9 protein-coding genes and 1 pseudogene are annotated in these 10,909 nt (G+C 64.6%); 4 read left to right on the forward strand and 6 right to left on the reverse strand.

Annotated features, from left to right (window positions below; all coding sequences use genetic code 11):
• Positions 1-37: 37 nt before the first annotated feature.
• On the reverse strand, positions 38-1,333 hold the full coding sequence (locus QN350_RS03850; RefSeq protein ID WP_281534542.1) for a sugar ABC transporter substrate-binding protein: 1,296 nt from the start codon (positions 1,331-1,333) through the stop codon (positions 38-40).
• A 118-nt stretch (positions 1,334-1,451) separates the two neighbouring features.
• Entirely contained in the window at positions 1,452-2,474 is a 1,023-nt protein-coding gene (locus tag QN350_RS03855) for a LacI family DNA-binding transcriptional regulator (RefSeq protein WP_322139472.1), read from the reverse strand.
• Between the two features lie 194 nt (positions 2,475-2,668).
• On the opposite strand from QN350_RS03855, the pseudogene QN350_RS19940 reads away from it, so the two are divergent.
• Positions 2,669-2,869, forward strand: a pseudogene (locus QN350_RS19940) (metal-dependent transcriptional regulator); the annotation flags it as partial.
• Positions 2,870-2,993: 124 nt separating this feature from the next.
• Positions 2,994-3,689 (forward strand): alpha/beta fold hydrolase, encoded by a 696-nt coding sequence (locus QN350_RS03860; protein ID WP_281534541.1) that lies wholly within the window; start codon positions 2,994-2,996, stop codon positions 3,687-3,689.
• Positions 3,690-3,768: 79 nt separating this feature from the next.
• On the opposite strand, the gene QN350_RS03865 is transcribed toward QN350_RS03860, so the two are convergent.
• The 3 genes from QN350_RS03865 to QN350_RS03875 all read right to left on the reverse strand — a co-directional run bounded on the left by QN350_RS03865 (position 3,769) and on the right by QN350_RS03875 (position 5,797).
• Positions 3,769-4,620 (reverse strand): SDR family oxidoreductase, encoded by an 852-nt coding sequence (locus tag QN350_RS03865; protein ID WP_322139471.1) that lies wholly within the window; start codon positions 4,618-4,620, stop codon positions 3,769-3,771.
• Entirely contained in the window at positions 4,617-4,832 is a 216-nt protein-coding gene (locus tag QN350_RS03870; protein WP_322139470.1) for a hypothetical protein, read from the reverse strand. Before QN350_RS03870 ends, QN350_RS03865 begins: the two co-directional genes overlap by 4 nt.
• A gap of 353 nt (positions 4,833-5,185) precedes the next feature.
• On the reverse strand, positions 5,186-5,797 hold the full coding sequence (locus QN350_RS03875) for an MBL fold metallo-hydrolase (RefSeq protein WP_322139469.1): 612 nt from the start codon (positions 5,795-5,797) through the stop codon (positions 5,186-5,188).
• A gap of 388 nt (positions 5,798-6,185) precedes the next feature.
• On the opposite strand from QN350_RS03875, the gene QN350_RS03880 reads away from it, so the two are divergent.
• The gene (locus tag QN350_RS03880) at positions 6,186-8,492 is read left to right on the forward strand and encodes a putative bifunctional diguanylate cyclase/phosphodiesterase (RefSeq protein ID WP_322140405.1); all 2,307 of its coding nucleotides are present in this window, start codon (positions 6,186-6,188) and stop codon (positions 8,490-8,492) included.
• A 114-nt stretch (positions 8,493-8,606) separates the two neighbouring features.
• On the opposite strand, the gene QN350_RS03885 is transcribed toward QN350_RS03880, so the two are convergent.
• A complete protein-coding gene (locus QN350_RS03885; RefSeq protein WP_322139468.1) occupies positions 8,607-9,164 on the reverse strand; it encodes a TetR family transcriptional regulator in 558 nt (185 codons plus the stop codon).
• Positions 9,165-9,410: 246 nt separating this feature from the next.
• On the opposite strand from QN350_RS03885, the gene QN350_RS03890 reads away from it, so the two are divergent.
• A protein-coding gene (locus QN350_RS03890) for an IS3 family transposase (RefSeq protein ID WP_323515810.1) occupies positions 9,411-10,813 on the forward strand; the annotation gives its coding sequence in 2 pieces (ribosomal slippage) (positions 9,411-9,741 and positions 9,741-10,813; 1,404 coding nt in all).
• Positions 10,814-10,909: the final 96 nt, after the last annotated feature.

Raw genomic sequence — 10,909 nt, forward strand, 5'->3', positions numbered from 1 at the left:
GCGGGGTGCGCCCCCAGTGGGAGCGCACCCCGGACAGCTACTTCTGCGTGTAGCCGCCGTTGGACTTGATGTTGGCGTCGATGGCCTTCGTGGCATCGTCGAGAGACTTCTTCACGTCGCCCCCGCTGATGATGTCCTGGGTCGCCTTGGCGAATTCGGTCGCGATGAACGGGTAGGCCGGAGTCTCCGGGCGGAGAACGGCGAACTTCTGTGAGTAGTCGCGGAACGCGGCCAGCTGGCCGCCGACCTCGTACCCGGGGATGAGTGCCGCTGCGGCCTCGGTCGCCGGGATGGTGCCGGTCGCCTTCGCGACGGCCGCGACGTACTTCGGCTGCAGAGAGAAGGACAGGTAGTCCATGGCCGCTGCCTTGTTCGTGCAGCCTGTCGTTACGCCCCACTGCCAGGAACCGCCGCCGATCTTCGGGCCGGTCCCGAGGTCGACGGTCGGCATGATGGCGAGGTCGTCACCCAGAAGGGCGCGAGTGCTGTCCGCGGCCCAGCTTCCGGTGTAGAGGATCGCGCTCTTGCCATTCTGGAAGTCGATGGTCGAGTCCTTGCCGCTCTTTGCTGCGACGTAGCCGTCCTTGACCAGACCCTGGAACCAGTTGCCCCATGCGACGGCCTTGTCCCCGTTCAGCACGCCGTCAGCACTCTGGAAGTCCGACCGGTCGACGAGGTCGCCACCGAAAGACTGAAGGAACGGCGAGTATGCATACGGCAGCCATTCCCCGCTGCCGGCCGTCCCCAGGTCCAGCGGGTTGTCCCACTTGCCCTCGGCCTTGAGCGTCTTCAGGGCGCTGTCCAGTTCGGACTTCGACCACGGGGCATCCGTCGTCGCGATGCGGATGCCCGCCTCGGCGAGGACGGACTTCCGGGCGAACATGCCCAGGGCGACGTCGTAGTAGCCGAAGGAATAGGTGGCGCCGTTCCAGACCCCAAGGGTGCTCGGGAGGTTCTTGGAGAGGTCTGCGGAAAGCTCGAGGGGGGCCAGGTACTTCGCCCAGGCCCAGTTCGGCACGTTCGGGCCGTCGATATCGACGATGCAGGGCAGCTTTCCGGCCGCCGCGGCCGCCACGACGGAGTCGTTGTAGGACGCCTGCGGGAATGCCTGCACCTTGACCGTGTTCGCTGTCTGGCTCGCGTTGTAGTCCTTGACCACGGCGTTGATCGCGTCGAGTTCGGCCTTGTTTCCGGCGTTGTGCGTCCAGAGCGTGATCTCACCGCTCTTCGAATCACCGTTGGATGCGCCCGCCGATGAACAGGCCGCGAGGCCCAGGGTGAGCGATGCCACGGCTAAACTGGCAATGAACAGGCGCTTCTTTGCGTGTCTCATTCTTGATTCCTTCTGTGGGTGTTGACTTGCTGACGGGTTTCTTGAGTGCTATCGGGAGTGCCGATCAACGCGGCCGTTACAGCGGCAGCGAAGTTAGTGCGGGTGCCCCGCTCTCGCCTCACGGCAGGGGCGGGGCAACCGAGAACCGTTCCACGAGCGGACAGTGCAATCGCACGTGCCTCGGTTCGTTCGCCGAGTCGCCGTTGATCTCCGCGTGCAGGCGCGTGATGGCCCACTGGCCCATGGCGTAGTGCGGCAGCGCGACGGTGGTCAGGCCGGGGAACAGCGATCCGGCGATGAGTTCGAGGTTGTCGATGCCGACAATCGAGAGCTCGCGGGGAACCGACAACCCTGCGATCCCTGCCGCCTGATAGGCGCCCATGGCCATCAGGTCGTTGAAGCAGAAGAGGGCGGTCGGCCGTGAGGTGCGGTCCAGGAGCGAGAGGGCTGCTTCCCGACCGCCGGCCGCGGACGGTGCCGCTGTGACGATGAGCGACTCGTCGAGAGGCAGGCCGTAGGAACGAATGCTGTTGCGGTAGCCTTCGAGACGGCCACGCGTCGCCGGGATGTCGTCCTGGTTGGTCAGGTAACCGATGCGGGTATGACCGGCACGGACCAGGTACTCCACCGCTGTCCTCGCTGCGGCTTCTTCGTCAGGGACGACGGACGCGAACCGGTTGTCATCGCTTTCCGCATCGAGGAGGACGGTCGGAATGTTGGCGAGCATCGGTGGGACGACGACGTTCTGGTGGTACATCCGCGCGAAGATGATGCCGTCAACCTGGTGCTGCATCAGCGCGCGCATCTCGCGGCTCTCGAGCTCTGCGTCCAGGTTGGAGTTCACCACCATCAGGACCCAGTCGTGCGCCGCTGCCGCTTCCTGCGCGCCAAGGACGACGGCCCCTGCGAAAGGGGTGGTGGCGATTTCGTCGCTCACGAAGCCGATGGTCTGCGAGCGTTGATTGCGCAGCCCGCTCGCCAATCGGTTGGGGGCGTAGCCGAGCTCGCGGGCGACGATCTGCACGCGCTTGCGTGTCGACTCCGGGAGAACGCCTCCGCCGCTGAGGGAATGGGAGACGGTCGTCACCGAGACCCCTGCGGCGGCCGCGACATCTCGGATGCCCACTCGCTTGTTCATCATCGAACTCATCTCCAAAAACGTTTTTGTTTGCGTGGGTTGATGCTACATGAACGTTTTTGTAGATGTCAAGAAGGCCGACCTCCGAGACCTTCCGCATCACTGTGCTGCCGCAAAATTGCGTGATGACCAATCCGGCGCGCGGCACCATGACCGAGGACTATCTGAGGGTCATTTGAAAGGCGCGCGAGTGGTCTGGTGGCGGTATCACCACGAATGAGATTACTGCCGAGCTGGGTGTCGTCGTCTCGTCCGTTTCCGGAAACGTGAGCGATTTGGCGCGCGACGGGTATCTCGACTACGAGCCGCATGGTCCGATTCGACGCAGTGCGCTGGGCGAGACGGTCGCGGTGCGGATGGTGCGTCGGCATCGAATCATCGAATCATCGAATCATTGAATCATTGAATCATCGAAACCTACCTCGTCGAGGTGCACGGCTATTCCTGAGACGAGGTGCAAACCGAAGCGGAGGTACTCGAACACGCCGGACCAATGTCGGCGCTCGGTGCGAGGCTACCGCTATGAAGATCGTGTTGATACCTCCACTGCTGTGTTCTCCGCTCGCCTATGCGCCGGTGATCGACACGGTCTGGAGGCATGGCCAGGTCACCCTGGCGGATACCCGCCACGACGATACGATCGCCGCGATGGCCGAACGGATTCTCCAGGAGAACGTCGGCGAGATCGCTGTTCTCGGCACCAGCATGGGTGGCTATGTCGCCCTCGAAGTGTTCCGGCAGGCGCCCGATCGTGTCGCCGGGCTCGCCCTCGTGAGCACTTCCGCGCGAGCGGACAGCCTGGAGCAGGTGCAGGCACGTGAACGTCAATCCGCACTCGTCGAGGACGGGCATTTCGATGCACTCGTTGACGCCGCCTTTGCCGGCGTCGTTGCAGCGGGTCGTGAGTCCGACCAGACTCTGCTGGCCGCCTGGCGCGCCATGACCACGCCGGTCGGCGCCGATGCCTTCCTCCGCCAGCAGCGGGCAGTCGTCCAGCGCGCCGATCTACGTTCACTTCTGCCGTCAATCGAGTGTCCGACGGCGATCGTTCATGGCGCTGCGGACCGTCTCATCCCCATCGACGCCGCCGAAGAAACAGCAGCCGCGTTGCCGGCGGCCCAATTCAGCGTCATCGAAGATGCCGGCCATTTCCTTATGCAGGAACAGCCGGACGCTGCACGTGCTGCCATCGACGACTGGCTCATGTCCCTCGGTTGAATGCCCGGGAAACATCGGAAGTATTCCCTGAACCAGCCTGCTCGCCGTTTCGGTAACGCCGTTTTCGCGGGTGCACAGGTCAACGAGGGTGGGTGGTCAGATACGTCTCGAGGTTCATCGGGGCTATACCGGTGATCTGCTCGACGCTGTCGCTGACCGGGGCCATCACGCCGCTCGCGATCGCCGTGTAGGTGCTGACCCAGGCATCCACTTGCCAGTCGGGGGCCCCGTAGCGGGCGCGGGACCGGTACGCCTCTTCGATGCTCTCGTCAAGAAAAGTGATGTTCTCGCCGCGGATGCGGCTGATGGTGGCCGCGACCTCGGTCAGGCTCAGCGCCTCCGGGCCGGTGATGTCGTAGGTGTGCGCGGCGTGCGGGGCCGGGTCGACCAGCACCGCGACTCCTGTGCGGGCGACGTCCGCGCGGGAGACGAACGACGAGCGGCCGTCACCGGCGGGGCCGCGGATGACCCCGTCGTCGCCGACGAGCGCCTCCATGAAGTCCAGGTAGAGGCCGTCGCGGAGGAAGGTCCAGTTCATGCCGGAGGCCTTGATGTACTCCTCGGTCGCGTAATGGTCGCGGGCGAGGGTGAAAGTCGCATCCGGTGCGGCGGCGGCAAACGACGTATAGACGATGTGCCCGACACCGGCGGCGGCAGCCGCGTCGATGAACGAACGGTGCTCGTCGACCCGCTTCGCACTCTCTGACGCAGAGACCATGAACAGCACGTCCACCCCGGCGAGCGCGGCGGTGGAGGCGGCCTGGTCGGAGTAGTTGGACTGGTGCACGGTGCTGTTCGGCAGCTGGGGCGCTTTGGCCGGGGTGCGCACCAGGAGACGTTGGGTAGCGCCCCGGTCGGCGAGGTCGCGGGCGACCAGGCCGCCGACGACGCCGGTTGCACCGGTGGTGGCGATTCTGACTGGTGGGGTCATGACGATCCGTTCTGCTGTTGCCGTGTTTCCTTCAGCACCCGACGGGCCTGAACAATCACGTAGATGAGGTATCCGAGCGACACGGCAATGAACGCAGTTCCCACGAAGTAAGAGTTTGCGAACACGATCCACATGACGCCGATCACCGCAAAGGCCACAATCACGAAACCAGGACCTGAGTCACTCCCCCTTTTCTCCATACGAATGCCCATCCCCAAGGCTCTTGTTGGTTCGAAGTGATGCGACAGTCGGCGGACCAGCGACTTCTGCTGGCAAGACCCTAGTCCCGATTGACTTTGCGCAGCTATCCCCAGACGGCCCGGGTTCGTCCCTGATTCGTGTTCAACGCAAAAAAGGCCCGTGGCAAACGACGGGCAACGTCGGGGGTCGCATTGGCACACGGTCGTGCTGTTGTCGTATCGGGTCGATTTCTCCGGATGCAGTAGCCGTCGCAGTGCCTTGTGGTCGGTCGACGGTGACGAGGTGCGCTGCTTGTTCCATCAAGGAACATCGATTCCCAATTGATGTCGCCTCGTTCAGTGAGGCTGTCGAGACGGAGCGTCCGCTAGCCACCAGTCCAGGACGTGTGCTCGTGAGTGATCCAGACGTGTTCAGGATGCAACGAGCGGATCAGCAGCTGGCCTTCGGTCTCGGGGTTCTCCAGTTCGCCGAACCACACCGCGGTGTCGCCGGCGATGACTGACGGACGCTCCCCCGTGTCGACGACAACGATCTGTGAGCCGCGGGTGTGGCCCGGCGCCGGGAGCAGGCGGATCCCGGGCAGCAAGTCGAGTGTTCCGTCGACGGGCACGTAATGCACGCCGGGCGGGTCCACCCATTCTCGGATCGTGTAGTCATCTTCGGTGCGGGCATCGTCAAGTTCCTGGCGCTGGACGTAGATCGGAGTGCCGGGGAAGAGGTGGTTTCCACCGCAGTGGTCGAAGTGCAGGTGCGTGTTGACGACGATGTCGACGCTCTCGAGGTCGAATGCCTGCTCCTTGAGAGAGTGGGGGCGGGGGTCGAGATCGGCGGCCGCAGGGTGGATGTCCGTGAAACCGGTGTCGACGAGCACTCTCGCATCGGGATGTTCGATGAGGTGCACGTAGACGGGCATGGGGCTGCCCTCGGCGGTCAGGTCACCGACATGGATGGGCGTGATGGTGATGGGGGCGTTCATGATGCGTCTCCTCTGCGTGTTGCGGATGTTGTCCTTCGTTCAGCCCAGATTCCAACGTTCACAGCACCCAACGTAGAAGATCTACAGTCCAGCGTGAAGGGCCGTCGGCCTCTCCCTCGCCCGCGGCCGGCCGAAGTCGACTTCGAGTACGGAAGAGACCCGACCTTTTGACCGGAACCCAGGGCTTGACAGCTTCTCCGACTACCGCGACTCCCCCAGTTTGGGGCCGCGGCATCGGGCGGACACCTCTTTAGGGGAATGTCACTCAGCGGATCGATAGATTGGTGAGAGTTCGAGGGGGGACTGTGGTTGATCATTCGAGCGTCCGCCCTCGGCAACGCGACTTGGTCCGGACTTCCTCGGGTCTGTCTTTTGTGGTGAGGTGCTGATGCGCGCGCGGATTCATACCGGACTGGTGTGGGTGATGGTCCTGGTCCTGGCCGCCAGCGTGGTCGGGCTGGCTGTGCATTGGGCCGGATGGGGCCCGGCAGGTGAAGTCTGGTTCGAGCCGGCCGTTGTCGTCTCGCTCGGGCTGACGGACCTGTTACCCGTCGCGGTGTGCTGGATGGCTGTCGGACGGGTCGGACTTCGGCGCCCGGAGGTTCTGCTCGCCGCGACCGCGATGACCGCCTACATCGCTGGTGACTCCTACAGAGCCTGGGTAGAGGCCACGACCGGCTCAATTCCGTTCCCGTCGGTCGGCGACATCCTGTATTCACTGTTCTACCTGTTGATGCTGGCCGCGCTGATCGTTGCGGTGCGCCGCCACGTGCGGACGCTGGCGTCGTCGGTCTGGCTGGACTGTGCGGTGGGGTCGCTCGGCGCAGCCGCGGTGCTGGCGATCCCGCTGAGCCCGGTGCTCGACTCGGCCCTGACCGGTTCATCGTGGTTGGCGACCGTGACTGCGATCTCCTTCCCGCTCTTTGATCTGCTGCTCGTGGCCGCTATCGGCGGGATCGGCGCCTTGGGGGGAAGGCGGCTGGGACGCCGATGGGTGCTGCTGTTCGTGGGTCTGCTGGTCTTTGCCGCGGCGGACGTGGTCTACGCGCTGCAGGTGAACGCCAACACCTATGTGCGCGGTACGCCGCTAGCCGCGGCCTGGGCGATCGGACTTGCCCTGTTGGCATTGTGGGTCGACGGTATGGAACGAACTCATCCGGCCGCGGTATCCGAGACGAGCCCAGCGACCGGCAGGGCGGCACTGATGGTGCCGGTGGTGGCCACCGCCGCAGGGCTCGGGGTGCTCTTGGTGAGCAGCCGGGTGCCCTTGTCAACGCTTTCGGTCGCTCTTGCGGGGGCGACGTTGGTAGCAGCGACAGCTCGCACCCAGGTCGCCTTCCGCCAGGTCGCATGGATGGCGCACCTCCGCCGCGTGGCCTCTGCGACGGACGACTTAACAGGCCTCCCGAACCGGCGGGCCCTCCACGTAGAAGGGCACACGCGCCTGGCGGACCCGGAGCGTTGCCGTCAGTCGCTGCTGATGCTCGACCTGGATAAGTTCAAAGAGGTCAACGACAGCCTGGGCCACCACGCCGGAGACCAGCTGCTGGTCCAGGTCGGCGCCCGCCTGCGTGAGCACCTGCGGCCCGGGGACCTGCTGGCGCGTCTGGGCGGAGACGAGTTCGCGGTCCTGCTCGAGGATGCTGGCCACACCGAGGCCATTGACGTGACGGTCAAGTTGCGCGCCGCGCTGGCCGAGCCATTCGCCCTGGAGGACATCACACTGCACACCAGTGTCAGCGTCGGTATCGCGCTCTTCCCCGACCACGGTCTGGACCTGAGCTCTTTGTTGCGCACGGCCGACATCGCCATGTACAAGGCCAAAACATCCGGCCGCGGCCAGCACGTCTACAACACCGCCGACGACACAGACGCCACCACCCGGCTGAAGACAGTCGAGGAACTGCGAACCGCACTGACCACCGACCAGCTCGTGGTGCACTACCAACCCAAGATCGACCTGGACACCGGTGAGGTACGCAACGTGGAGGCGCTGGTGCGCTGGGATCACCCCACTCGCGGCCTGCTCTACCCCGACGCGTTCCTGGCCCTGGTCGAAGAATCTGGATTGATGCGGACCCTGACCCGGGTCGTCCTTCAGATCGCCCTGGACCAGGCCGCGGTGTGGCACTCCGAAGGTCGACCTCTCACGGTCGCAGTCAACCTCTCGGGCAGCACGATGATCGACATCAGCCTGCCCGACGAGGTCGCAGCCATGCTGACCGTGCGTAACCTCCCGCCGGGTGCCCTCCAGCTGGAGATCACCGAGGAGTTCCTGATGGCCGACCGCGACCGGGCCCGGAACATCCTGACCCGGCTGCGGAGCAGCGGTGTCCAGATCTCCATCGACGACTTCGGCACCGGGTACAGCTCGCTCTCCTACCTGCGCGATCTGCCCCTCGACGAGCTCAAGCTGGACCGCTCGTTCGTCTTCCCGATGGTCGACGACGCCCGCGCTGCAGCACTGGTCGCCTCCACGATTGGCCTGGCCCACAGCCTCGGCCTGCGGTTGGTTGCCGAAGGCGTCGAGACCAAGGCCGCGTACACCGAGCTTGTCCGGCTCGGTTGCGATCAAGCACAGGGCTACTACATGTCCCGGCCCGTTCCCGCCGCCGAGCTCGACCTGTGGCTCAGCGCCCGGGACGTCGCCCACGAGCTCACGGAGATGACTGGCCTGCTGCCGACTCTTGACTGACCCAATGCCATCGTGACCGACATCCCGCGAACCGTCGGCGCCGTCCGGCGCATCGAGAGCGCATGCCTCGGCGCGTCACTCATGGCTCAGTTTGCGTGCAACCTGCGCCACCTCTCAGGGAGAGACTCCAGCAACCAGGGTCATGACGGCGTCGATGACGCTCGTCATTGATCGGGATTCTTCATCGATGGCCCATTCGTCGAGAGCGACCTGGAACACGAGGATGCCCAGTTCTGCCACGACCGTGGCGCCTAGGGGCGGCTGACCGCGCTCGATGAACGCCTCGCGAGCGACGCGGACGAGGTCGTCTCGTTTGCGAGCATCCCGGTCGCGCAGCGAGTCGTTCGCGTGGATGATTGCGCGCACCGCGGCAGTTTGCTCCCGATGCCCCTCGAATTGCTCGGTTGCGACTCGGTGCAACACGAGCCGGATGACGTCCATGGGCTCCAGGTCTTCGGGGGCCTCGGCGATCAGCTGCGCGGCTCGTTCCGGGATCTCGTCGCCGCCGAAGATCACTTCTCGCTTGTCGGCGAAGTAGCGAAAAAACGTTCGCGTTGTCAGGCCCGCCCGCGCGGTGATCTGGGGAACGGTCGTCGCCGAGTACCCCTGCTCGGAGAACAGCTCAATCGCCGCTCCCTGGAGCCGGCCGCGTGCGTCTGGTGCCCATCGCATGACATGAGTCTACGTGATGACACGACGTGTAATGGGTTATAGGATGACACGAAATGTCATTGCTTGAAGAGGAGACCACAATGAAGACACCGGCGAACGTTCACCTACCGATCCCCGCTGCCCTACGTGTCAGGGTGAGTTGAGGCCAGTAGCTCAGAGCAAGTCCGCCGTTTGACGTAGGGCGAGAATCAGGAAGTCCCGATCATGTCCAGCCCGTCTTTGATCGTCGTGCGCGACGATAGTTCGATGAGTAAGAACAGCAGTCCCGGCCCGCGCGCGGGTGGCCCGAGTGCCAGGAGGTCGTTCACGCCCGCGCAGAAGCTTGACCATCTGGCCGCGTATGAGGACGCGATGACGCGGAACGGGGGCGGCGCGTATCTGCGGGAACAGGGCATCTATTCCTCGCAGATCACCGAGTGGCGAAAGCTCCGCGACGCGGGTGTCCTGCAGGGCAAGAAAGCGGGCGAGAAGATCGGCAAGCTCACACCCGAGCAGGCCGAGATCGCCCGGCTTCGCCGGCAGCTCGATGTGACCGAGCGGCGTCTGGCCACGACGGGGGTGGCGTTGGAGATCATGTCAAAAATGCACGAGCTACTCGAAAACTTGTCGAAGAGCTCGCGGGACGAAACACCGCAGACGAAACCGTGATGACCACCTACCGTGCCCTGACCCGCCAAGGCGTGTCCACCCGGGCTGCTGCGGTCCTGGTCGGGTTGCCGCGGTCGACGGCGACCCGGGCACCGCGCATCCCGACTGTCGGGCCGGCGGTGGTGCCGGCAAACAAGCTCGATATTCTCGAGCGGGCGCGGATCCTGGCGGTGGTGAACTCGCCCCGGTTCGTGGACTTGCCGCCGATCCAGATCTACGCGCAGCTCCTCGACGAGGGCGTGTATTTGGCGTCGATCTCCACGATCTACCGGGTGTTGGCAGAGAACAAGCAGGTCAAGGAACGCCGCCGACTGGCCCGGCACCCGGCCCGCGCGATCCCGGAACTGGTCGCCACCGGCCCCGGCCAATTTTACACCTGGGACATCACGAAGCTGGCGGGCCCGATCAAGGGCAAGTACTTCGACTGCTACGTGATGATCGATATCTTCTCCCGCTACATCGTTGGCGCGAAGGTCCATCCGGCCGAGTCCGCGGTCCTGGCCGCGGAAATGATGACGGAAACCTTCGGCATCCACGGCACCCCGCAGGTCGTCCACGCGGACCGCGGCACGTCCATGACGAGCAAGACCGTCGCCACGCTACTTTCGGATCTGGAAGTCACCAAGTCGCACTCCAGGCCCCGGGTCAGCAACGACAACCCCTACTCGGAGGCGTGGTTCAAGACGTTAAAGTTCGCCCCGGTGTTCCCAGAACGCTTCGCGAGCCTCGGCGACGCCCGCCGCTTCATGAATACCTTCGTCGAGGGTTACAACCACACCCACCGGCACACCGGCATCGGGCTGAACACGCCCGCCGACGTCCACTACGGCCTCGCGGCCGGCAAAGCCGCAGAGAGGGCGGCGACCCTGGCCGAAGCCCGGGCACGGAACCCGGAACGCTTCAGCACCAGCGTCGATCCAAAGATCCTCGCCACCCCTAACGCGGCCTGGATCAACAAGCCCGACGAGGCACAAGAAGAAGAAACGAAACTAGCCGCCTAACTCACCCTGGCCCCATCCACCTTGACGGTGATGATGGAAGTAGGCCGTGGAATGGTGTGACTCCAACCTTGACTGACGCTTCTTGAAGCTGTCCTT

This window comes from Cryobacterium sp. 10I5 (assembly GCF_035019865.1).
GTDB classification, from domain to species: domain Bacteria; phylum Actinomycetota; class Actinomycetes; order Actinomycetales; family Microbacteriaceae; genus Cryobacterium; species Cryobacterium breve_A.

Excerpts from the sequence above, each read along its gene's own strand:
- QN350_RS03850 (WP_281534542.1), bottom strand. The coding sequence starts at position 1,333 with ATGAGACACGCAAAGAAGCGCCTGTTCATTGCCAGTTTAGCCGTGGCA.
- QN350_RS03855 (WP_322139472.1), bottom strand. The coding sequence starts at position 2,474 with ATGATGAACAAGCGAGTGGGCATCCGAGATGTCGCGGCCGCCGCAGGG.
- QN350_RS03860 (WP_281534541.1), top strand. The coding sequence starts at position 2,994 with ATGAAGATCGTGTTGATACCTCCACTGCTGTGTTCTCCGCTCGCCTAT.
- QN350_RS03865 (WP_322139471.1), bottom strand. The coding sequence starts at position 4,620 with ATGACCCCACCAGTCAGAATCGCCACCACCGGTGCAACCGGCGTCGTC.
- QN350_RS03870 (WP_322139470.1), bottom strand. The coding sequence starts at position 4,832 with ATGGGCATTCGTATGGAGAAAAGGGGGAGTGACTCAGGTCCTGGTTTC.
- QN350_RS03875 (WP_322139469.1), bottom strand. The coding sequence starts at position 5,797 with ATGAACGCCCCCATCACCATCACGCCCATCCATGTCGGTGACCTGACC.
- QN350_RS03880 (WP_322140405.1), top strand. The coding sequence starts at position 6,186 with ATGCGCGCGCGGATTCATACCGGACTGGTGTGGGTGATGGTCCTGGTC.
- QN350_RS03885 (WP_322139468.1), bottom strand. The coding sequence starts at position 9,164 with ATGCGATGGGCACCAGACGCACGCGGCCGGCTCCAGGGAGCGGCGATT.